Here is a 22,342-nt window from a genome sequence, read left to right on the forward strand (position 1 = left end):
GCACCTTCTGTTCGCGTTATTCGTGGGTAGCGAGCGTAGCGTAGGGCAGGCGCCTCGCAGCCGGGACACCAACTTTCGCCCCCGCCTTGCACCTGTGGTATAATGTAACGGTAGTTATCCCGGGGATTCACAATCGGAGAGTCATGCTAAAAGGCGTCGTCAACCGGATCCTTGGCGATCCGAACGAAAAGGAACTGAAGCGCATCCGGCCCATCGTGGAACGGATCAACGCGCTGGAACCGGAGTTTGAGGCCAAATCGGACGCGGAACTGCGCGCTCTGACGGCGGAGTTTCGGCGGCGCATTGAGGAAGAGACGGCGGACTTACGCGATCGCCATCGGGAAGCCCAGGAAGCCTTTGAGGCCGAAACGGACGCCGCCGAGGCCGAGCAGGCACGACTGCGCGTGGAATCCATTGGCAAGGAACTCCAGGCCGAGGAAGAGCGGCTGCTGGCCGAGTTCTTGCCGTATGCCTTCGCAGCCGTCCGCGAAGCCTCCAAGCGCACCACGGGCATGCGCCACTTTGACGTGCAACTCATCGGCGGCGTCGTCCTCCACGAGGGTAAGGTCGCCGAGATGAAGACCGGCGAAGGCAAGACGCTGGTCGCCACGCTGCCCGTGTACCTCAACGCCCTGGCCGGGCACGGCGCGCACCTGGTAACCGTCAACGACTACCTGGCCAAGCGCGACACCCAGTGGATGGGGCCCATCTACCACCTGCTGGGCCTGTCCGTCGGCGTGATTCAACACGAATCCGCGTTCCTGTACGATCCCGACTACGTGGCATCCGACGATCGGTATCAGCACCTGCGCCCCTGCGCCCGCCGCGAGGCGTATGCCGCCGACATTACTTACGGCACCAACAACGAGTTCGGGTTTGACTACCTGCGCGACAACATGGTGTGGGATTTGTCGCAGTGCGTCCAGCGCGAGTTGCACTACGCCATCGTGGACGAGGTGGACAACATCCTGATTGACGAGGCGCGCACCCCGCTCATCATTTCGGGCCAGTCCGAGGAATCGTCCAAGCATTACGTTACCTTCAACCGCCTCGTCCCCCGTCTCCAGCGCGACGTGGACTACACCGTGGACGAGAAACTGCGCATCGTAACGCTGACGGAAGAAGGCATCGCCCACGTGGAGCAGATGCTGGGGATTGACAATCTGTACGCGCCCGAGAACTCGCACCTGACGCCGTACCTGGACAACGCCCTGCGCGCCCATGTCCTGTACCAGCGCGACCGCGACTACATCGTGAAGAACGGCGAAGTCATCATCGTGGATGAGTTCACGGGGCGGCTGATGTACGGGCGGCGCTATTCCGAGGGCCTGCACCAGGCCATTGAGGCCAAGGAAGGGGTCCAAATCCAAAAGGAGACCCTGACCCTCGCCACCATCACGTTCCAAAACTTCTTCCGCCTGTATCGCAAACTGGCCGGCATGACGGGTACCGCCGCCACCGAGGCCGAGGAGTTCAACAAAATCTACGGCCTGGACGTAGTGGTGATCCCCACCAACAAGCCGATGATCCGCGTGGACCACCCGGACCTGGTGTTCAAGAACGAGCGGGCCAAGTATCGGGCCGTGGTACAGGAAATTGAGGAACTGTACAACATGGGGCGGCCGGTGCTGGTGGGCACAACGTCCATTGAGAAGTCGGAGCACCTGTCCAACCTGCTCAAGCGCAAGGGCATTCCCCATCAGGTGCTGAACGCCAAGCAGCACGAGCGCGAGGCCGAGATCATCACCCAGGCGGGGCGCCCCGGAGCGGTTACCATCGCCACGAACATGGCCGGGCGCGGCGTGGACATTCTCCTCGGCGGCAACCCGGAGGGGCTGGCCAAGAAGAAACTGCGCGAGGCCGGCCACGACCTGACGCAGATTGACCCCGAACTCTGGCAGAAGACGCTGGCCGAAGTCAAGGCGCAATGCGACCGGGACCGCGAGAAGGTCCTTGCCCTGGGCGGGCTGCACATCCTGGGCACCGAGCGCCACGAGGCGCGGCGCATTGACAATCAGTTGCGGGGCCGCGCCGGCCGCCAGGGCGACCCAGGCTCCTCGCGGTTCTACCTGTCGCTGGAAGACGACCTGATGCGCCGCTTCGGGGGCGAGAGCATCTCCAACATCATGGAGCGCCTGGGGGTGGAGGAAGACGTCCCCATTGAGGCCGGCGTTGTGAGCAAGGCGATAGAGAGCGCCCAGACGCGTGTGGAAGGCTACAACTTTGACATCCGCAAGCACGTCCTGGAGTACGACGATGTCGTGAACCATCAGCGCGAGGTCATCTACCGCCAGCGCCGCCAGATTCTGCGCCAGGCCAACCTGCGCCCGCAGATTATGCGCATGTTGCGCGAGGAGATTGACGGCCTGGTGGAGAGTTACACGGCGGGCCGCTACCGAGAGGACTGGGATCTGGACGGGCTGAATGCGGCTGTGCGGGCGTTCCTGCCGCTGCCCGCCACCCTCACCGGCAAGTCCTGGGCCCAATTGAAGCCCGACGAGATTCGCGAGCACCTGTACGAACTGGCCGAGCGTGCCTACGATGAGAAGGAGCGCGAACTGGGCCCCGAACTGATGCGCCAGGCCGAGCGGTTCGTCCTGTTGCAGACCGTGGATCGGCTCTGGGTGCGCCACCTCACCGACCTGGAGAACCTGCGCGAGGGGATTGGCCTGCGCGCCTTCGCCCAGGAGAACCCGCTGGTGGCGTACAAGAAAGAGGCCAGCCTGATGTACGCCGACCTGATGGACGCCGTTCGCCACGACGTGGCCACGACAATTTTCCGGGTGAACGTGGTGAAGGAGCCGCCGCGCAGGCCGATGCAGGCGGTGCGCCCGGGTGTACCGGCGGCTGCCGGTCCGGCCCGCCCCCAGCCCGCCAAGCCCGTGGGACAGAAGGTGGGGCGCAACGACCCCTGCCCGTGCGGGAGCGGCAAGAAGTACAAGCACTGCCACGGGAGGCCCGAAATGCAGGGTGAGCCGGAACCCGCCGGCGTTGCGGCAGGTACGGCGCGCCCGTCCAAAGGCGCACGACCGAATCCTGGGAAGAAACGCCGCTAGCAAAGGCGCTGCGGCAAACTCAATCCAATGGAGGATGGGTATGCAGATTCGGAACTTTGCACAGTTGATGGAGGAGGCCCGCAAGCGAGGCCCCAAGGTGGTTGCCATCGCCGCGGCCCATGAGCGCGAGGTGCTGCTGGCCGCCGCCGACGCCGAGCGTCTCGGCCTGGCCGAATGCATCCTCGTCGGCGACCGCCCGACCATTGAGCGCCTTGCCGCCGAAGAGGGCATTGACCTCACGCGCATGATGATCATCCACGAGTCGGACCCGAAGACGTGCGCCAACAAGGTCATGGAACTGGTGAGCCAGGGCCACGCCCAGATCGCCATGAAGGGCAAGGTGGAGACGGGCGACTTTCTCCGCGCCGCGCTCAACAAGGAGTACGGCCTGCGTCGCGGCAACCTGCTCACCCATGTCGGCGCGTTTGAAATCCCCGGCATAGACAGGCTCATCTTTGTCAGCGACGCCGGCGTGGTGGTCGCGCCCGACATGGAGCAGAAGGTGGAGATCGTGCGCAACGCCATCCAGGTGGCGCGCGCGCTGGGGGTGGAACAGCCCAAAGTCGCCATTCTGGCCGCCACGGAGATGGTGAACCCCAAGATTCCGGCCACCCTGGACGCCGCCAACCTGGCCAAGATGGCCGACCGCGGGCAGATTACCGGCGGCCTGGTGGACGGGCCGCTGGCCCTGGACAACGCCATCTCGCCCGAATCCGTCGCCGTGAAGGGCATCCAGAGCCAGGTGGCAGGCTATGCCGACATCCTCATCCCCCCCGACATTGAGGCGGGCAACGTGCTCGCCAAAGCCATCACCTACTTCGCCAACGGGAAGATGGCGGGGGTTGTCGTGGGCGCGCGAAGCCCCATGATCGTCGCCTCTCGCTCCGACACCCACGAGACGAAACTTGTTTCCATGGCGCTGGGCGTGTTGCTGGCCGAGTGAACGGAGGGGTCGGAATGCTTCCGCGCCTGTTCATTTTCGCCGGCCGATTCGGCAGCGGCAAGACCGAGTGCGCCGTCAATTTCGCCGTGCAACTCGCCCGCGGGCGCTATCCGTCGGCGACAGGGTGGGCGCAGAAGCCGCCTTCGTTCAATTCGCACCCCACACTGGTGGACCTGGACATCGTAACCCCCTACTTCCGCACGCGCGAGTTGACCGACACACTGCGCCCCATGGGGGTCTATGTGGTAGCCCCTGCCCAGGTGGGACAGTACCTGGACCTGCCGGCCATATCGCCGGAGATTCTGGGCGCCATTGAGCGGCGTGGGGTTCTGGTGGTGCTAGACGTGGGCGGCGACCCCCAGGGTGCGCGGGCGCTGGGCCAGTACAGCCCGTACATCCAGAAGCAGGAGCATGTTGTGTACTTCGTGGTCAATCCGTATCGGCCGTTCACGGATACGACGGAGGGCATCCGGACGGCCATCCGCGAGGTGGAGCGCACTTCGCGGTTGCGCGTGTCGGCGCTGGTGAGCAATCCCAACATGATGGACGAGACGCAGCCCGAACTGGTGCTGGCGGGGCATCGGCAGGTGGTGGCCGCGTCCGATGCCCTGGGGCTGCCCGTGGCCATGCTGGGAGTGGAGGAGCGCCTCGCGGAGTCTGTGCGCCGCGAGGTTGCCGACGTGCCGATTCTGGAGATTCGGCGGTTCTTTGACCTGCGTTGGACGGCCTAGCCGTCCGCCTTTACGGTGATGCAGACAAGCGAACGATGGAGGGAGCGATGCAGATTCGCAACTTTGCGCAGTTACTGGAGGCCGCAATTCAGCGCGGCCCTGCCCGCGTGGCCGTCGCCGCCGCCGACGAGGCCAACACGCTGGCGGCGGTGGCCAAGGCCCGCGACCTGGGCCTAGCCACGGCGGTTCTGTTCGGCGATGAGGCCGCCATCCGCCAGGCGGCCGAGAGCGCGGGCGTGGATATCGGCGGGCTGACGGTGGTGCATGTGCCCAACCATAAAGAGTCGGTGCGCGCGGCGGTCTCCGCCATCAAGGATGGCCTGGCGGATATGGCGATGAACGGGCGCGCGCTGCCCGGCCACCTGGTGCGCGTGGCGCTGGAGCCGGAGATGCAACTCCGCACCGGCAAACTGTTCACCGATGTGAGCATTTTTGAGATCCCCGGCGCGGACCGCCTGATTCTGATCAGCGACATCGGCGTGGTCGTGTCGCCCACGCTGGAGGAGAAGGTGTCCATCGTCCAGAACGCCATTGACGTGGCGCGCGCCCTGGGCATAGAGACGCCCAAGGTCGCCATTCTGGCTGCCACCGAGATGGTGAACCCCAAGATTCCCGTGAGCATGGATGCCAGCAACCTGTCCAAGATGGCGCAGCGCGGGCAGATCAAGGGGGGCGTCGTGGACGGCCCGCTGGCGCTGGACAACGCCATCTCGCCCCATGCGGCGCGGGTCAAGGGCATCCAGAGCGAAGTGGCCGGCCACGCCGACATCCTCATCGTCCCCGACGTGGATGCGGGGAACATTCTGGCCAAGGCCATCACGTACTTCGCCAAGGGCAAGATGGCGGGCGTTGTCGTGGGCAGCCGGAGCCCGCTCATCATGCCGTCTCGCGCCGACCCGCCCGAGACGAAACTCATGTCCATCGCCCTGGGCGTGTATCTCGCCATGCCGCCCAAGTAACGTAGAGGTTGGAGGTGAAAAATGCCGCGAATCGTGATTGATGTGGAACGATGCAAGGGGTGCGGTCTGTGCACCCAGGTATGCCCGAAAGGCGACCTCGTCCAGATGTCCAACGAGTTCAACTCCAAGGGGTATCGCCCGTCCAAGTTCGTGGATCCCGAGAAGAAGTGCATTGGCTGCGCCTTCTGCGCTAACATGTGCCCCGACGTAGCCATTACCGTGTACCGCTAGACGACAAAGGAGGTCATCATGGCGAAAGTGCTGATGAAAGGCAATGAGGCCATCGCCGAAGCCGCCATCCGCGCCGGTTGCGAAGCGTATTTCGGCTACCCGATCACCCCGCAGACGGAGGTTCTGGAGTACATGTCGGCGCGGATGCCGGAACTGGGCCGCGCCTTTGTCCAGGCCGAGAGCGAACTGGCTGCGGTGAACATGCTCTATGGCGCGGCCTGCACGGGCGCGCGCGCCATGACTACGACGTCCAGCCCCGGCTTCAGCCTCATGCAGGAGGGCTTGTCCTACATCGCCTGCTCGGAGGTTCCCGCCGTCGTGGTGAACGTGATGCGCGGCGGGCCAGGCCTGGGGAATATCCAGCCGTCGCAGGCCGACTACTTGCAGATGACCAAGGGCGGCGGGCACGGCGACTACAGCCCCATCGTCCTGGCCCCGTCCACCGTGCAGGAGACGGTGAACCTGGTCATCCTGGCCTTTGACCTGGCCGACAAGTATCGGCAGCCCGTGTACGTCATTGCCGACGGCATGATCGGCCAGATGATGGAGCCGGTGGAACTGCCCGAACTGAAGCCGCCGCAGAGGCCCGAACGCCCCTGGGCGCTTACCGGCGCCAAGGGCAGGCCCCGCAACATCATCACCTCGCTGCAACTGGATCCGCCGACGCTGGAGAAGGTCAACCTGCGCCTGCAGGAGATTTACAGGCGCATCCGCGAGAACGAGCAGCGGCACGAGGAGTACATGACCGACGACGCCGACCTGCTGGTGGTGGCCTATGGGACGGCGGCGCGCATCGTCAAGACGGCGATCTCCAAGGCGCGGCCGCAAGGACTCAAAGTCGGCCTTTTCCGCCCCATCACCGTGAACCCATACCCGTATGACGCGCTCAGGAAGGCGGCGGATAGGGCGCAGCGCGTGCTGGTGGTGGAGTTGAGCGCCGGCCAGATGCTGGAGGACGTGCGGCTGGCCGTGATGGATCGGCGTCCCATCCACTTCTTCGGCAAGATGGGCGGCGTTGTTCCCATGCCCGAGGACATCGTGGATGCAATGAACAAAGTCATGGCCGAGGCCTAAGGAAGGAGATGGTGAACATGGCTGAAGTGAAGGAAGAGAAAATCGTATTCCAGCGGCCCAAGGCCCTGTGCGACGTGGTAACCCACTACTGCCCTGGATGCTTGCACGGCGTGGTTCACCGCGTCATCGCCGAAGTCATTGACGAACTGGGCATTCAGGAGATCACGGTGGGCATCGCGCCGGTGGGGTGCTCGGTGCTGGCGTACAACTACATCGCGACGGACTTTGCGGAGGCGGCCCACGGGCGCGCGCCGGCCATGGCGACGGGGATGAAGCGCGTGCATCCCGAACTCGTGGTGTTCACCTACCAGGGCGACGGCGACCTGGCGGCCATCGGCACCAACGAGTTGATCCACGCCGCCACGCGGGGCGAGAACATCACGACGATCTTCATCAACAACGCCATCTACGGCATGACCGGTGGGCAGATGGCCCCCACCACGCTGCCGGGCCAGGTAACGACTTCCACGCCGCGGGGCCGCGACACGAAACTCGCCGGCTTCCCGGTGCGCGTGTGCGAACTGGTGTCCACGCTGGAGGGCGCGGCGTACATCGTGCGGCGGTCGGCCTACAACCCCAGCGAAATCCGCAAACTGAAGGCCGCCATCAAGACGGCGTTCCAGGTGCAGATGGCTGGGCTGGGCTACTCGCTGGTGGAGGTGGTGTCCAACTGCCCGACGAACTGGGGGATGACGCCGCTGGAGTCGCTCAAGTGGCTCCAGGAGAACATGCTGGCCTATTATCCGCTGGGCGACTACAAGGTGAAGGACAGCGTCAAAGAACTCATGGCGAAGAAATAGGCGAGAGCGAGAGGAGAATCCCATGCACGAAGAAGTGATCATATCCGGATTCGGCGGCCAGGGCGCGCTGTTCGCCGGGCAACTCCTCACCTACGCGGGCCTGTTTGAGGGGCGGCAGGTCAGTTGGATTCCGTCCTACGGGCCAGAGATGCGCGGTGGCACCGCCCACTGTACCGTGATCCTGTCGGACGAGCCTATCGGATCGCCCATCGTGCGCAACCCGACGATTGCCATTGTGCTGAATCCCGCGTCCATGGACAAATACGAGCCGCTGGTGGCGCCGGGCGGCATTCTGATCGTCAACACGTCCCTTGTGCGGCGGCCCGCGCAGAGGACCGACATCACGGTGGTGGGCGTGCCCGCGAACGAACTGGCCTACGAACTGGGCAATGTGCGCATGGCCAACGTGGTGCTGCTGGGCGCGCTCCTGGCGACCAAGCCCATCGTCTCGCCCGAGTCGGTCAAGCGGGCCATGGAGGAGGAGATTCCCGCACACCGCAAGCATATCATAGAGCCGAACAAGCGGGCGCTGGAACGGGGGATGCAGTACGTGGCGGAGACGGTCGGGGCGCGCTAGCCCGCGCGAGGGCTTACCCCATCACTCCCTGTGTCCCCCTCTTCCCCGCAGGCAGGGAAGAGGGGGAGGGCTGGCGCAGGGGATGCAACCGCGAATGGACGCGAATGTGAGTAGAGTATTCGTGTTATTCGCGGATGAGGGTGTGGCCGCGCGAGGCTAATCCCCCCGCGCTGCGGGTGTAGCAGCGCCAGCCCGCAGGGCTTTGTACGTTGAGGCCGATGCTTTAGCGTCGGGCGGCGTCTGGCGTACCTTGCAGATGGATACAGGAGCGCGACATGTCTCAGGAACGCACACGTAGGCTCGGCAATGTGGTGCTTCATCTGGTGTCGGACGGCATCTGCTGGATGGACGGCGGGGCGATCTTCGGCGTGGTGCCCAAGGCCATCTGGCAGCGCGTGGCCGAATGCGACGCCCAGAATCGCGTCCCCATGGAACTCAATTGCCTGCTGATTGAAACCTGCGACGAGGTGATCCTGGTCAACACGGGGTTTGGCCCCAAGATGTCGCCCAAGGAGCGCGAAATCTATCGGATTCCCGAGAGCCGCCTGCTGGCGAACCTGGCCGAGTTGGGGTTCGGCCCCGAAGATATCCACATCGTCATCAACACGCACCTGCACCCCGACCACTGCGGCGGCAATACGATGTACAAGGACGGGAAACTCGTCCCCACGTTCCCCAAGGCCACCTACGTGGTCCAGGAGCAGGAGTGGCACGACGCAACCCACCCGAACGAGCGCACCCGCGCCGTGTACCTGGCCGAGAACCTGCTGCCGCTGGAGGAGCGCCGCCAGTTACGCCTCATCCGCGGCGAGGAGCACATCGTGGAGGGGATTCGCTGCCTGCCCACGCCCGGCCACACGTTCGGCCATCAGTCGGTGGCCATTGAGTCGGCGGGCGAGGCGGCGATCTTCCTGAGCGACATGGCGCCCTGGGCGGTGCATCTGGAGCGCCTGGCGTGGACGACGGCCTTTGACGTGCAGCCGCTGCAGACGGTGGACGTGAAGCGTTCGGTGCGGCAGTGGGCGCTCAGGTCCAACGCGCTCCTCATCTTTGAGCACGACCCTCGCGTGCCGTGGGGGAGGCTACAGGAGGACGCGGGCGCGCTGCGCGTGGTGGAGGCGTAGGGGGCGGGGGCGCGGGTAGGGTGACAGAGGCTCGGCCTGATTGTTAGCCAGACGCTCACTCGGCTGCCCGCGCAAAACGGACCTGCTTTTCCGTCACCACTACAAATTGGTTTGCTAACTGCTCTGCATAACTTTCAAGCAATCGTCGGAGAGCAGCGATCTTGTTCGCCGCTCGTTCGTCTTCAAGGCGTAGAAGCACAACACCCTTGTGTGGACGTCGCTCTCGGTGAATCTTCTCTCCAAAGTCTTTATCATTTGTAATCAAAATCCGATCCTCGGCAAACGCTTTCGCAATGACTTCGTCGTCGTCCATGCCGCGCGCTTCTTCGTACACCGAGAAAACTTCATGCTTCTGTGCGCGCAACCAGCGTGCTACCGCTGGCCCCGTGCACTCGTCCACGAGGAAACGCATCTACATTGGCTCCACTTCCAACGGCATAAATGAGGTGTTTGCCAGGCACTTCGTGGCAAACAGCAAGCACGCTTGAATGTCTTCGGGCGTCAGTCCTTGGTACTCTTCAAGGATTTCTGTAACGGTGGCGCCATGCGCCAGCAAATTCAGTATATACTCCACGGTCAGACGGGTTCCCCTGATGACTGGCTTGCCAACCATAACTTTGGGATTGAGCGCAATACGCTCAAGCAGTTGCTTTTCCGTCATCCTTTCGTCTCCATGCGCGGGATAGTCCTTATATACCTATTATACTGCCCTGGCGCGGGAAGTCAAGCGTTTCGTGCCCCCACCCGCCAGGCGGGGCTGGGTTCCAAAGTTGGTCGCGCCACAGGCATGGGTGCGACGCACTTCCGAAGGCGCGTCGCACCTTTGCGCCAACACAAGACGGAGCCGAATCCCGTGCACCCCACGCTTGGAGTCCTGCCTGCGCCGTGCTATAATTCGCGCGGGGCTTGTGCTCCCCGAAATGCCTTGCCATCACCGACAAGGAGGGCCATCCGTGTACCGACAGTACGGCTTTCTCGCGCCCCGCAGCGAATTGGCTACCACCGCCGATGAGGCCGCCGCCAAGGCCGCCGCCATCGGCTTCCCGGTGGTGATGAAGATCGCCTCGCCCGACATCCTCCACAAGACCGACGTGGGCGGCGTGGCCCTGAACCTGAACTCCGAGGCGGAGGTGCGCGCCGCGTTTGCGCGCATTCTGGACAGCGTCCGCGCCAAAGCGCCCGCCGCCCGCATAGACGGCGTTACCGTGGAGGAGATGGTTCGCGGGGGCGTGGAGGTCATCATCGGCCTGAACAACGATGCGCAGTTCGGCCCCACCATCCTGTTCGGCCTGGGCGGGGTGTTCACGGAGATCTTCCAGGACGTGAGTTTCCGCGTGTTGCCCATCACGCGGGCCGACGCCGAGGAGATGATCGGCGAAATCCGCGGCAGGGCCATCCTGGACGGCTACCGCGGCCAGCCGCCCGTGTCCAGGGCGATGCTGGTGGATCTGCTGATGAACGCGGCGCGGATGGGGATGGACCTGGCCGAGCGCCTGGACTCGGTGGACTTCAACCCCATTGTCGTGTGGGGTGATGAGCACCGCGTGCTGGACGCCAAAATCCTCCTGCGCGACGGCGGGCAACCCCTGGCAGCGGAGCCGCCCGACACGTCCTACCTGGACATGTTCTTCAAGGCGAAGTCGGTGGCGCTCATCGGCGCGTCGGCCACGCCCGGCAAGGTGGGCAACGCCGTGCTAGACAGCCTGGCGCGGCACGACTACCGAGGCAAGGTCTTCCCCGTGAACCCGACCCGCGACGAACTCATGGGACTCAAGGCGTATCCCAGCCTGTCGGCCATTCCGGAGCCGGTGGATCTGGTGGTGGTTACCGTGGCGCTGGGCATGGTGCCAGACCTGCTGCGCGAGTGCGCGGCGAAGGGCGTCCACGCCATGGTCATCATCTCCGGCGGCGGCAAGGAACTGGGCGGCGACAGCGAGGCGCTGGAAGCCGAGATCGCCCGCCTGGCCCGCGAGTGCCGCGTGCGCATCGTCGGCTGCAACTGCATTGGGGTCTTTGACGGCGAGACGCGCCTGGACACGTTCTTCCAGGTGCACGAGCGGATGGTGCGGCCGCCGCTGGGGCCGGTGTCCATCCTGACGCAGTCGGGCACGGTGGGCGCGGCCCTCATGGAGGATTTGCACAACGTCGGCGCGAGCAAGTTCGTCTCCTACGGCAACCGCATTGACGTGGACGAGGCCGACCTGCTGGCGTATCTGGCCGACGACCCGCACACGCGGGTTGTGGCGTGCTACATTGAGGGGCTGAAGCGCGGGCGCAAGTTCCTGGCCACGGCCAGCCGCGTGGCGCAGGCGAAGCCGGTGGTGGTATTCAAGCCCGGGCGCACGCTGCGCTCGGCCCGCGCGTCCATCTCGCACACGGGGTTCTTCGGCGGCACCTACGCCGTCTGGCAGGGCGCGTTCAGGCAGGCCGGCGTCATCGCCGTGGACAGTTACGAGGAACTGTTCGCGGTGTCCAAGGCGCTGGCCATGCAGCCCAGGGCCGGGGGCAACCGCGTCGCCATGATCAGCAACGGCGCGGGGACGATGGTACAGGGGATTGACCTGCTGCCCGAGTACGGCCTGGCGCTGCCCGACCTGGCCCCGGAGACGGTCGCGGCGCTGCGGGCGGCGTATCCGCCGTTCTACCTGGCGCAGAATCCGGTGGATGTTACCGGCTCGGCCACCACCACGGACTACGCGGTGGGCATCCAGGCGCTGCTGGACGATCCGAATGTGGATGTCGTGATGCCCTGGTTCGTGTTCCAGGACACGCCCGTGGGCGAGGACATCGCCGACGCGCTGGGGGAGTTGAACCGCAAGGCGAAGAAGCCGATTCTCGTGGGGGCGACGGGCGGGCCTTTCACGGCCAGGATGTCGCAGGCGATAGAGGCCCAGGGCGTCCCCGTGTTCCACTCCGTGCGGGAATGGGTGGCGGCGGCCATGGGCCTAGCGCACCGCCCGCCGCAGCAGGTGTGGGGCTGATTCGCGGAGACTCCCCCTCGGCGGACGATGGCGCGCACCGCCCGCCGAGGGGAGTTTGCGCCTACTCTACGACCTTCTCAAACATGTCTTTGGTTGCGCCGCACTGGGGGCAAACCCAGTCGTCGGGCAAATCCTCAAAGGCCGTTCCGGGCGGGATGTCCGAGTCGGGGTCGCCCACCGCTGGGTCGTACACGTAGCCGCAGACCATGCATTCCCATTTTTCCATCGCGTTTGTCTCCTTGGCTGCTAGAAACTCTTGAACTGATCGCGGCGGGCGCCGCAGACGGGGCACTTGTCGGGCGGTTCACCTTCCACCGTGTACCCGCACACGCTGCAGATCCAAATCTCGCCGATTTGGATGTCCACGCCCTTGTCCACCGACGCCTTGGCTTCGCCATACATGACCTGGTGAATCTTCTCGGCCTCCAGCGCCCAGTGCATGCTCCGCTCGGCGGGCTTTTCGCCCTGCTCCCTGGCGACGGCGAGGTAGGCGGGATACATCTCGTTGACCTCAAAGGTTTCCCCGCCGATGGCCGCCACTAGGTTGTCCTTGGTGGTACCTAGCCCGCCGACCGTGCGCAGGTGATTGGTGGCGTGCACCTGCTCGGCATAGGCGATGGCCTTGAACAGGCGGGCGACGTTGGCGAAGCCTTCCTTCTCCGCCTGGTCGGCGAAGGCGAGGTACTTCATGTGGGCCTGGCTCTCGCCCGCAAAAGCGGCTTTCAAGTTTCCTTCGGTCATGTCTTTCATAATATCCTCTCCTTTCCTACATATTGTGAGCGCAAGTACAGGCTCTAGCCCTCAAAGATGGGTTTTTCCTCATCCTGGAAGAACCACAGCCCTTTGTCCTTCAGATAGTGATAGGAGTTCTGCAGCAGGTCGTAGTGGCGGCTTTCCTCCTGCACCAGGAACTCGTACATGGCCTTGGCGGTCAGGTCCTCGGATGTTTCTGCCGCCCGCTTGTACAGTTCGTACCCGCGCTTCTCAAACCCCATGGCCAGTTCCAGCGCCTTGAGGTCGTCGGCGTCGTCGGGCAAGTCCTTCCCAGGGCCTTCGGGGAACAGGTTCAACTCGGGCGCGGGTTCGGTGGCTTTACGTGCATCATCCAGGGTGAGCCACTGGCCCTTCTTGGTGATGGCCTGGTACTGCTGCTGAAGCACTTGCAGGTGCCCTTCTTCGTCGCGGGCCAGGGACGTGAACATCTTGGCGCCCGCGGGGTGGGCGCTGCGTTTCGCGGCCTCCAGGTAGAAGGCGCGCCCGCGAATCTCGTTGATCATGCCCTGGCGCAACGGCTCTAGCAACTTCTCGTCAATTGGACTCATGTGTATCCTCCTTGTCTAGAAAGGTGCAAATCCCATCGTGGCTTTGAATTGGTCGGACAGCAACTTGTATTCGGTTTCCAGCGCGTCCTGGTGCGCCTGCTCCATTTCGGCCAGGGCGACGTACATCTTCTTGCCCTCTGGGTCGTCGGTTTGCTCGGCTGCGCGCGTGTAGAACTCCACAGCGTCGCGCTCGCGCAGGTAGGCGATGCGCAGCGCCGACAGGTCCGACGTGTAAGCGTTCAGTTCGTTTGCGCCCAGCGGCTTCGCGAAGATGGGCGTGGAGGGGATGGACGCCGAGAGGGTTTCGGTCAGCGGAAGCCAGCGGCCATCTTGGAGCAGCGCCTGCTCCCTGGCCTGAAGCATGGCCAGATGGGCCAGTTCGTCGTCGGCGAGGCGCGTGAAGAGCGTCCGACCGCCTTCGTGCGCCGTGGCAGCCGCGGCCTTCAGGTAGAACTCGCGGCCATCGCGTTCGGTCTGCATGGCCATTTTCAGCGCCAGAAGCGCCTGTTGCAGTGGCTCTGTCATGTTACCCTCAATCGCAGGATTTGGCGGCCAGGCCCAAGAACCCGCCTGTCGTTATCATGTGCTCGTAGTTCAGCATCAGGATGTCAAAGTGGCGGCGCTCGGCCTGGGCCAGGTAGCGGTACATCTGCTTGCCAGCGGGGCTGGCGACGCGCTCGGCCTGCTGTACGTACAGGTCGTAACTGTCGTTCTCCAGTTGGATTGCCAGGAGCAAGGCGTCCATCTCGGATGTGGTCTCGCCGACGGCTTGCTTGAGGTTCGTGCGCGCCTTGAGCGGCTCAAACTCGGCCACCGCAGCCGCCTCCGCGAATTCCACCCAGCCGCCGCCCCCGACGAGGGATTCGTATTGGCGCTGCACCATGGTCAGGTGATGCTGCTCCTCGTCGGCCAGCGAGAGGAACATCTCCCGCCCGCAGGCGTCTTTCACACGCTCCGCCGACTCCAGGTAGAACTTGCGGGCATCCTGCTCTTTGTGCGCCGCCAGTTTCAGGGCCTCCAAAATGGTCTTGTCTTCCATGTTTCTCTCTCCTCAAGTGAGTATTGCGGATGGAGTATAGCGCGCCTTGTTCACCATCGCAAGGGCCGCTGCGCGGATTTACCTTCCGCTGGTGAGTTACTTGCATCTTCTCCTCGTGCGTCATTGCGAGCGAAGTGGGGCGTCTTGGCTGACCTCACCCGGAGGCCGAAGGCCGGGGGTGAGGTATACCCCCGTAGAGCAAATTGGCAATTTGCTCTACAATCTATCCCTAGAGGGCGCAGAGTTCGGACTATTCTCCGCGTCCTATGTATCTCTCTGCGGGAGCGAAGCGGCCGCCATGCGCCCACGAACCTCACCCCCTCGGAGGCCGAAGGCCGGGGGTGAGGTATGCATGACCGCCGGGATCGCTTCGGCGCTCCACAGACATGTGAACCCAATCCGTCGTGCCCCCGTTACCGCCGCGCCACGCCGCGCAGGGTCTGTGTGCCCCGCACCCAGGCGAGTTCTATCTGCCGCGCCGACTGCAAGCGGGCCAAGGCATCGGTTACGTCCTGGGCCGTGCGAATGGGCATCCCCGCGATCTCCACGATGACGTCCCCCGCCTGCAGGCCCGCCTGCGCCGCCAGCGAGCCGGGCTTCACCGATCCGACGAGCGCGCCCTCGCCCACCGACAGGCCGTACTTCCGCCGAAGTTTGGCGGCGTCGGCCACGGTTACGCCCAGTTCCAGCCGCAGACGGCTCAGCGCCTGCTCCAGGAGCGGCCGATTGAACCCCACGATGACCTGATCGTCCACGACGATGACGGGCACGCCGCGCTGCCCCGACCGCCGCACCATCTCCTGCGCGGCCGTCGGGTCGCGGCTCACGTCTTTCTCCACGAAGGGTACGCCACGTTGCGAAAGAAACTCTTTCGCCATGTAACAATACCCTCAGGTCGGCGTGGTGTATATGACGACGCTCATACTGCTCCCTCGTTACAGATACGCGGCCTTGAGCGCCTGCGCCTTGTCCGCCGAAATCGGGCGAATCGGCCGCAGGCCCACCGGCCCGGCCTTCAGCGCCGGGACTTGCTCCTCGTAGGCGGGCACGTCCTCGGTCTGGTAGAGGATGCCCACGGGGATGCGGTCGCCCCATATCTGCGCCGTCCTCATGGCCCAGTTCAGGTCGGATGGGTTGTAGTCCGGCTCCTGGCTCACGGGATACACGCGCTCGCCGTACCATTCGTAGGTGTTCACGCGGTTGAAGGTAACACACGGCTGGAGCACGTCTATGAGGGCATAGCCTCGGTGCTGCACGGCCGCCTTGATGATGTCGGCCAGTTCGCGGCTGTTCTTGGAGAACGCGCGGGCCACGAAGGTGGCGCCCGCGGCCAGCGCGATGAGGAGCGGATTCACCGGCCGGTCTATGGCCCCCTCGGGCGAGGTGCTGGATCGCGTGCCCTGGGCGCTGGTGGGCGAGTACTGGCCCTTGGTCAGGCCGTAGATTTGATTGTTGTGGGCGATGTGCACGATGCCGATGTTGCGACGGGCGGCGTGCACCATGTGCCCCATGCCCTCGCCGTAGCCGTCGCCGTCGCCGCTGTGGACGATGACCTTCAGGTCGGGGCGCACCAGTTTGACGCCGGTGGCGCACGGGATGGCGCGCCCGTGCAACGTCATGAACCCGTTGGCGTGGGTGTAGTCCGGCAGTTTGCTGCTCTGCCCGATGCCCGACACCAGCATCACCTGGTGCGGCTCAAGCCCCAGTTCGGCGAGCGCCATCTTCACGGCCTGGTGAATTCCGAAGTTGCCGCAGCCCGGGCACCAGGTTGGCGTTACCGGGCTCTGGTAGTCCTTGACCGTAACCATCTACGCCCCCTCCAGTCCACGGAGAATGTACTCCGGTGAGATGGGTCTGCCGTCGTAACGCAGGATTCGCTCTTCTATGTGGATGCCGGTCTCCCGCCGTATCAGGCCGGCCATCTGGCCGGTGTAGTTGCTCTCCACGGCGACGATGCGCTTGGCCCCGCGCAGGGCTTCGGCCACCGCCTGGGCCGGGAAGGGCCAGATGTCGGTGATGTGCAGGAAGTTAGCGGAGACGCCTTGCTGGGCCAGCAGGCGCATGGCCTCGCGCACGGGGTAGTAGCCCGAACCCCAGGACACGAAGGTGATGGCCGCGCGCTCCGGGCCGTACAGCCTGGGCGGCAACATGTCGGCGCGGGCGGTTTCCAACTTGCGCATCCGCTTTTCCATCATGCGGCGGCGGTTTGTCGCGTCTTCCTCTATGCTCCCGTACTCGTCGTGCTCGTCGCTGGCCGAACGGTACACGCCCTTCGGGTGCCCTGGCGGCGCCCACGGCGAGATGCCGCTGTCGGTGAAGACGAACCGCTTGTACTCGCCCTCCAGCGCGTCCAGTTGCTCGGGCGTGAGCATGACGCCGCGGTCAATGACCACGCTGTCAAAGTCCAGCGCCTCGGGCGGCACCGTCTGCAGCGACGTGGCCAGGAAGTGGTCGGACAGAACGATGACCGGGCACTGGTACTTCTCGGCCAGGTTGAAGGCGCGCCAGCCATCGCGGAAGGCTTCTTCTATCGTGCCGGGGGCCAGGACGATGCGGGGGAATTCGCCCTGGGACGCGTGGAGCACGAACATCAGGTCGCTCTGCTCGGTGCGGGTGGGCAGGCCGGTGGAAGGCCCCGGGCGCTGCACCTCAAAGATGACGACGGGGACTTCGGTCATGCCGGCCAACCCCAGCGCCTCCACCATGAGGGAGAAGCCGCCGCCCGACGTGGCGGTGGCCGCCCTGGCACCGGCGCGGCCCGCGCCGATGGCCATGCAGATGGCGGCGATCTCATCCTCGGTGTGCTTGGTTACCACGCCGAGCTCGGCGGCCTTGGCGCTGATCATCTCCAGGATGGGCGAGCCGGGGGTCATGGGGTAGCCCGCCATGAACTGGCAGCCCGCCGCCAGCGCCCCCAGCGACATAGCCGGGTTCCCGCCGATGAGCAGGCGCTTGGGCGCGTCCACCGGCTCTAGTTTGAATGGGAAGCGTTCGGCGAAGTGGGCGCGGGCGTAATCATAGGCCGCACGAGCTACCTTCAGGTTGGCCTCGGCCAGGCTTTCGCCCCGCTTGCGCCCGAAGTTATCCTCAATGACGCCCTCCACAAAGCGGAGGTCCAGGCCCGTCAGGCCGGCGGCGATGCCCACCATGGCCGTGTTCATCATCAACTTGCTGCCGCCTGCCTGCTGCACCAGGTCGGCGACGGGCATGGCGAAATCCTGCACCCCGTCGGGCCAGCCCGATTTGTCCACCTTGAGCGCGGGGTCATAGATGATGGCTCCGCCGGGTACCAACTGCCGCACGTGGAAGTCCACCGCCTCGCGGGTCAGGGCCAGCGCCAGGTGCACCCGCTCGTCGTGGGAGAAGAACTCGTAGTCGCCCGCGCGAATCTGGAAAAAGTTGTGCCCGCCGCGAATCCTGGAGCGGTAGTCGGGCACGGCGAATACGCGCAGGCCCGCGCGCGCCAGCGCCAGGGCGAACCCCGCGCCTGTGGACTCCACGCCCTGGCCCGCCTCTCCTCCGAGTACAAACGTCATGTCGTTCTTCATCGTTTACCCCCTACCATGTCGGGTAGTTGCCTGTGTGTAGGGGCAGCCCTGCGTCCATGCACCAGGGTTGCGGCCCTACTCCAGGGTGAACTCCTGGAATCCCATCCAGAAACCCGTCTGGTTGATGTAGTCGTACTCGCCCTGCAGGATCGTTAGGTGGCCTTGTTCCACGGCGACGAGGGAGCCGAAGAGGGCCTTCTCTGCCTCGGTCTGGGCCTGGCTAGCCGCCTGGCTGTAGAGGGCGATGGAGTCCTGCTCGGCCTGCATGCCCCGTTTCAGGGCGTCGCGTTCGCCCGCGCTGGCCTTGATTTCGCGGGCGGCCTCCTTGGGCGAGGGGAAGACCTCCGGGCGGCTGGGTGCGGCTTGGGGTTCGGCCTGCGCTGGCGCGGGCAGATCCGGCAGTGTGCCGTCCCGCAGCAGCGAGCGGAACGCGCCGTCCAGGTAGGCCAGGTGATCCAGTTCGTCCTTGGCCAGGCTCAGGAACATGCTCTTGCCACGCGCGGCGGAAGTCGCCTCCGCGGCTTCCAGGTAGAAGGCATGGCCGCGCCGCTCCAATTCCATGGCGTCCCGCAGGATGGCCATCAGCCGTGCTGTGTGTTCGTCGCTCATGCTGTCCTCCGAAAGGTGAAGTTCATCTGTGCAGCCACACCGCCCACCGACTGGCCTGCTGGGCCAGTTGGGGCAGCAGGGTGATGACCACGAACCACGCCGCGTACCCGCCCGCGATCACCAGGGCAAAATGGAGCCGCGCCCGCAGCAGGAGATAGCACACGATCACAAAGACCGTCGTGCCCAGGATGCTGGTGATGGCCCCGCCCGCGAACTCGGCCGTCTTCTGATAGTCGTGGCCGGTGTTGGTGAACACGATCCACATGGTGAGCGGGATGGTCAGCGGCATGGCGGCGGCCAGGCCGGCCAGATGCCGCTGCCGGTCGCCGATCCAGGTTACGAAGGCGATGATCACCAACGAGATGCCGATTTGCAGGAGTTTCACGCGAACCTCCCTGTGTAGTCTGCGGCGAACGCGCGTCGCTCACGAATCTCTGGGCGTGCGCCCGCGCCAGGGCGACACCAGCGGCCTCACGATGCCCTCAATCTCTTCGGGCCGGTCGGTGGGTTGCGCGCAGGTCAGCCCCACGCAGATGTAGGCGCGGGGCGCAGGCTCGGCCGGGTATCCCAGTCGGGCCAGGCGTTCCTGCTCCCACGCCGGATCCACCACCTGGATGACCCGATAGGGCGCGTACAGCCGCAGGGACGCGCGGCGCAACTCTCGGGTGCGCTCGTCGTCGGCGCTGCCCACGATGATGATCTGTATCGGCTCGCCCAGGTACGCGGCCACGGCCATGGCGTACCCAGAGGCGAAGTAGCCGTAAGCCTTGTACACCTCGCCGAACCAGGCGAGGGCCTTGCCGGCCGCCTCGCGATGTTTCGCGTCGCCCGTGAAGGCGTGGAGCCGCAGGGCCACATGGGCGGCCAGGGCGTTGTCGGGCAGGGGCTTCTCGCGGTCGCGCAGTTTGCCCAGGGCGTTGGGATCCTCCACACGGTCATAGAATCCGCCGACGGCATCCTGCAGATGGCCGTACACAAACTCCATCACGCGCAGGGCGCGGTCAAGGAAGCGCGGCTCGGTGGTGAATTCGTGGGCGTGCAGCAGGGCCTGCGCCATCCAGATGTGATCGGCGAGAAGGCCCCACACTTCGCCGTTGGCGCCCCGCGTGTGGGCCATGCCGCGGGCCTCGTCGTAGTGGCGCTCCCAGATCACGTCCACGGCGCGCAGGGCAGCGTCGGTCGGGGCGCGGTCGTCCAGCACCACGCCCGCCTGCAAGAGCGCCGAGATGAGCATGGCGTTGTAGTCGGTGTACGGCGTCTTGTCTATGTAGGGCGGTCTGCGCTTTGCGCGCTCGGCGGCGTTGAGTTTGTAGTACTCCTCGTCGGCGTCCTGGCTGGCGTAGAAGAACCCGCGCTCGTCGGTCAGGGTGCGCAGGATGTAGCGCACCACATCGGCGGCCACGTTGCGGTAGAACGGGTCGCCGAAGACCTGGTAGGCGTGGATGTAGAGCGCCAGGAGTTTGGCGTTGTCCTCGGCCATTTTCTCGTAGTGCGGGATGCTCCAGTCGCGCGTGGTGGAGTAGCGGAAGAAGCCGCCCTCTACGGGGTCGTACATCCCGCCCGAGGCCATCGCGCGGAGCGTCTTCTCCACGATGGTGCGCAACTGCTCGGCGCCGCTGCGCGCGTACTCGGCCAGCGCCAGTTCCAGCGACTCGGGCATGGGGAACTTCGGCTCGGTGCCGAAGCCACCGTTCTCCCTGTCAAAGCCCAGCAGGAGAACGGACACGGCGTCCTCCACGATCTTCAGGGTCAGGTCTTCGGTGGCCACACCCGCCACCGTGGACGCGGCCACGTCGCTGCGGAGTTCCTCCAGCCGCTCGCGAATCTTGCCCTTGTTGGCGCGGTAGTACTCGCTGACCTTGCGGCCCACCTCCAGGAACTGGGGCACGGTCAGGTACGTGCCGCCCGTGAGGACTTCGCCGTCGGGGGTGAGGAACGCGGTGGTGGGCCAGCCGCCCATGTTGTAGCGGCGGTTGATGTCGGGCCGCTTGTCCGTGTCCACGCGAATGGGGATGAACTCCGAATTGATGAGCGCGGCCACCTCGGGGTGCGAGTAGGTCTGTTCATCCATCACGTGGCACCAGTGGCACCACGACGCGCTGATGTCCAGAAGGATGGGGACGTCCAGTTCGCGGGCCAGGCGAAACGCCTCGTCTTCCCACTCCCACCAGGAGAACCCAGGCGGCTGGTGGCCTCGGTGGGTGTCGTGGACGAAAGTACCCGTTCGCTCGCGGGCCTCTTCCAGGTCGGGCTGGAACAGGCGACGGAACTCGCCTTCCAGGCGGGCTTTGTGGCGCATCTCTTCCTCGGCGAGGGACTCAAAGAACGCCTTGACCGCCGCGTCGCTGGCCGAGTGGGCCATGCGCGTGTAGAAGTCGTGGGCGTCCTGCTCCCGCCGTATGGCGAGTTGCCATGCCTTTTCCAGTTCGTATATCTTCTCTGTCATGTTGTCTCCTAGTCGCAGGGTGGTGCGGCTTGGTTGGCCGTTGCGCGGCGCGCCGCAGCGTTCCCTATATGCCCAGTTCGCTCTTCGTTCGGATAAAGTGCAGGATGCTGTCGCGCGCGATGATGCCCACCAGCCGCCCTTCATGCACAACCGGAATCTGATTGACATCGTATTCGTCCATGCGCTCCAACACGCCGTAGGCGTCGGCATCGGGCGGCACGGCGTGCAGCGCGTCCACGGCGGTCATAGCCTGCTCCACTGGCGTTACCGTCCAACGGTCTCGCGGGACCCGCCGAATCTCGTGCAGGGTAACCAGGCCCTTGAGCGCGTCGCCGTCCGTGACGAGGAAGCACCGCTGCCCCAGGGGAAGGACGTGATCGTCCACTAGCGTCGCCAGGGAGACTCCAGGCGGAACCGCCGCGCATTGCGTGCGCATGAGGTCTGCTGCCGTGTATCCCTGAAGGCTCTCCTTCAGGCGCACCTGCCGGAAACTGCTGGACGCGGCGTTGTCCATGAACCAGCCGATGAGGGCCAGCCAGATGCCGTCGCCGAGCCTGCCGGCCAGCGCCAGGAAGATGCCGGCGACGATGAACAGGTACGCGAATGCCTGCCCCAGGCCAGCCGCGATGCGGGTGGAACGCTCGTACTGGCCGGTGATGGCCCACACGATGGAGCGGAACACCCGCCCGCCGTCCAGGGGGAACCCGGGCAGCAAGTTGAACAGCCCCAGCAGCAGGTTGATGCGCGCCAGGTACATCGCGCCCGCGGCAATTGGCTCCGCAAGCGTCCGCAGGGCCAGCGCGATGACCGCGAACAGCCCGGCCAGCACCATGCTGGACAGCGGCCCCGCCACCGACATGAGCAACTCCTGGATGGGTTGTTTGACTTCGCGGGTGATGGAC

The 22,342-nt window shown here is 65.0% G+C and carries 23 protein-coding genes and 1 pseudogene; 10 read left to right on the plus strand and 14 right to left on the minus strand.

The window, feature by feature from the left end:
- The first annotated feature begins 143 nt into the window (after window positions 1-143).
- The 9 genes from secA (at window position 144) to H5T65_09675 (ending at window position 9,495) form a co-directional block, all read left to right on the plus strand.
- A complete protein-coding gene (gene secA / locus H5T65_09635) occupies window positions 144-3,056 on the plus strand; it encodes a preprotein translocase subunit SecA (GenBank protein MBC7259497.1) in 2,913 nt (970 codons plus the stop codon).
- 40 nt (window positions 3,057-3,096) lie between these two features.
- On the plus strand, window positions 3,097-3,999 hold the full coding sequence (locus tag H5T65_09640) for a bifunctional enoyl-CoA hydratase/phosphate acetyltransferase (protein ID MBC7259498.1): 903 nt from the start codon (window positions 3,097-3,099) through the stop codon (window positions 3,997-3,999).
- A 14-nt stretch (window positions 4,000-4,013) separates the two neighbouring features.
- On the plus strand, window positions 4,014-4,730 hold the full coding sequence (locus tag H5T65_09645; GenBank protein MBC7259499.1) for a hypothetical protein: 717 nt from the start codon (window positions 4,014-4,016) through the stop codon (window positions 4,728-4,730).
- Between the two features lie 47 nt (window positions 4,731-4,777).
- Window positions 4,778-5,689 (plus strand): bifunctional enoyl-CoA hydratase/phosphate acetyltransferase, encoded by a 912-nt coding sequence (locus tag H5T65_09650; GenBank protein ID MBC7259500.1) that lies wholly within the window; start codon window positions 4,778-4,780, stop codon window positions 5,687-5,689.
- A gap of 21 nt (window positions 5,690-5,710) precedes the next feature.
- Window positions 5,711-5,920: a 4Fe-4S binding protein gene (locus H5T65_09655; protein MBC7259501.1), complete on the plus strand. Its 210-nt coding sequence runs from the start codon at window positions 5,711-5,713 to the stop codon at window positions 5,918-5,920.
- A gap of 18 nt (window positions 5,921-5,938) precedes the next feature.
- Entirely contained in the window at window positions 5,939-6,994 is a 1,056-nt protein-coding gene (locus H5T65_09660; protein MBC7259502.1) for a 3-methyl-2-oxobutanoate dehydrogenase subunit VorB, read from the plus strand.
- Window positions 6,995-7,011: 17 nt separating this feature from the next.
- Window positions 7,012-7,794, plus strand: a complete 783-nt coding sequence (locus H5T65_09665; protein ID MBC7259503.1) for a 2-oxoglutarate oxidoreductase — start codon at window positions 7,012-7,014, stop codon at window positions 7,792-7,794.
- A gap of 22 nt (window positions 7,795-7,816) precedes the next feature.
- On the plus strand, window positions 7,817-8,371 hold the full coding sequence (locus H5T65_09670) for a 2-oxoacid:acceptor oxidoreductase family protein (GenBank protein MBC7259504.1): 555 nt from the start codon (window positions 7,817-7,819) through the stop codon (window positions 8,369-8,371).
- Between the two features lie 275 nt (window positions 8,372-8,646).
- Entirely contained in the window at window positions 8,647-9,495 is an 849-nt protein-coding gene (locus tag H5T65_09675) for an MBL fold metallo-hydrolase (GenBank protein MBC7259505.1), read from the plus strand.
- Window positions 9,496-9,550: 55 nt separating this feature from the next.
- Here H5T65_09675 and H5T65_09680 read toward each other — a convergent pair whose 3' ends face one another.
- Together H5T65_09680 and H5T65_09685 are read right to left on the minus strand one after the other, a co-directional pair.
- Entirely contained in the window at window positions 9,551-9,907 is a 357-nt protein-coding gene (locus tag H5T65_09680; protein MBC7259506.1) for a DUF5615 family PIN-like protein, read from the minus strand.
- Window positions 9,908-10,156 (minus strand): DUF433 domain-containing protein, encoded by a 249-nt coding sequence (locus H5T65_09685; GenBank protein MBC7259507.1) that lies wholly within the window; start codon window positions 10,154-10,156, stop codon window positions 9,908-9,910.
- Between the two features lie 259 nt (window positions 10,157-10,415).
- On the opposite strand from H5T65_09685, the gene H5T65_09690 reads away from it, so the two are divergent.
- Window positions 10,416-12,476, plus strand: a complete 2,061-nt coding sequence (locus tag H5T65_09690; protein ID MBC7259508.1) for an acetate--CoA ligase family protein — start codon at window positions 10,416-10,418, stop codon at window positions 12,474-12,476.
- 61 nt (window positions 12,477-12,537) lie between these two features.
- Here the strand turns inward: H5T65_09690 and H5T65_09695 are convergent, their stop codons facing one another.
- From H5T65_09695 to H5T65_09750, 12 genes and pseudogenes are all read right to left on the minus strand, one after another.
- A complete protein-coding gene (locus H5T65_09695) occupies window positions 12,538-12,702 on the minus strand; it encodes a rubredoxin (protein ID MBC7259509.1) in 165 nt (54 codons plus the stop codon).
- A gap of 20 nt (window positions 12,703-12,722) precedes the next feature.
- Window positions 12,723-13,226 (minus strand): rubrerythrin family protein, encoded by a 504-nt coding sequence (locus H5T65_09700; protein MBC7259510.1) that lies wholly within the window; start codon window positions 13,224-13,226, stop codon window positions 12,723-12,725.
- Between the two features lie 44 nt (window positions 13,227-13,270).
- On the minus strand, window positions 13,271-13,798 hold the full coding sequence (locus tag H5T65_09705) for a ferritin family protein (GenBank protein MBC7259511.1): 528 nt from the start codon (window positions 13,796-13,798) through the stop codon (window positions 13,271-13,273).
- A gap of 15 nt (window positions 13,799-13,813) precedes the next feature.
- On the minus strand, window positions 13,814-14,323 hold the full coding sequence (locus H5T65_09710) for a ferritin family protein (protein ID MBC7259512.1): 510 nt from the start codon (window positions 14,321-14,323) through the stop codon (window positions 13,814-13,816).
- A 7-nt stretch (window positions 14,324-14,330) separates the two neighbouring features.
- Complete coding sequence (locus H5T65_09715; GenBank protein ID MBC7259513.1) at window positions 14,331-14,837, minus strand: ferritin family protein; 507 nt, start codon at window positions 14,835-14,837, stop codon at window positions 14,331-14,333.
- 701 nt (window positions 14,838-15,538) lie between these two features.
- Window positions 15,539-15,760: pseudogene (locus H5T65_09720) on the minus strand (glutaredoxin family protein).
- 12 nt (window positions 15,761-15,772) lie between these two features.
- Window positions 15,773-16,645 (minus strand): 2-oxoacid:ferredoxin oxidoreductase subunit beta, encoded by an 873-nt coding sequence (locus H5T65_09725; protein MBC7259514.1) that lies wholly within the window; start codon window positions 16,643-16,645, stop codon window positions 15,773-15,775.
- On the minus strand, window positions 16,646-18,385 hold the full coding sequence (locus H5T65_09730; GenBank protein MBC7259515.1) for a 2-oxoacid:acceptor oxidoreductase subunit alpha: 1,740 nt from the start codon (window positions 18,383-18,385) through the stop codon (window positions 16,646-16,648).
- Between the two features lie 75 nt (window positions 18,386-18,460).
- Window positions 18,461-18,994, minus strand: coding sequence for a ferritin family protein (locus H5T65_09735; GenBank protein ID MBC7259516.1), 534 nt, complete (start codon window positions 18,992-18,994; stop codon window positions 18,461-18,463).
- A gap of 22 nt (window positions 18,995-19,016) precedes the next feature.
- Window positions 19,017-19,379, minus strand: a complete 363-nt coding sequence (locus H5T65_09740; protein ID MBC7259517.1) for a hypothetical protein — start codon at window positions 19,377-19,379, stop codon at window positions 19,017-19,019.
- Between the two features lie 39 nt (window positions 19,380-19,418).
- Window positions 19,419-21,440, minus strand: a complete 2,022-nt coding sequence (locus H5T65_09745) for a DUF255 domain-containing protein (GenBank protein ID MBC7259518.1) — start codon at window positions 21,438-21,440, stop codon at window positions 19,419-19,421.
- Window positions 21,441-21,504: 64 nt separating this feature from the next.
- A partial coding sequence (locus H5T65_09750) for a CBS domain-containing protein (GenBank protein ID MBC7259519.1) occupies window positions 21,505-22,342 on the minus strand: 838 nt, incomplete at its 5' end.

Source organism: Chloroflexota bacterium (genome assembly GCA_014360805.1).
Taxonomy (GTDB): Bacteria; Chloroflexota; Anaerolineae; order DTLA01; family DTLA01; genus DTLA01.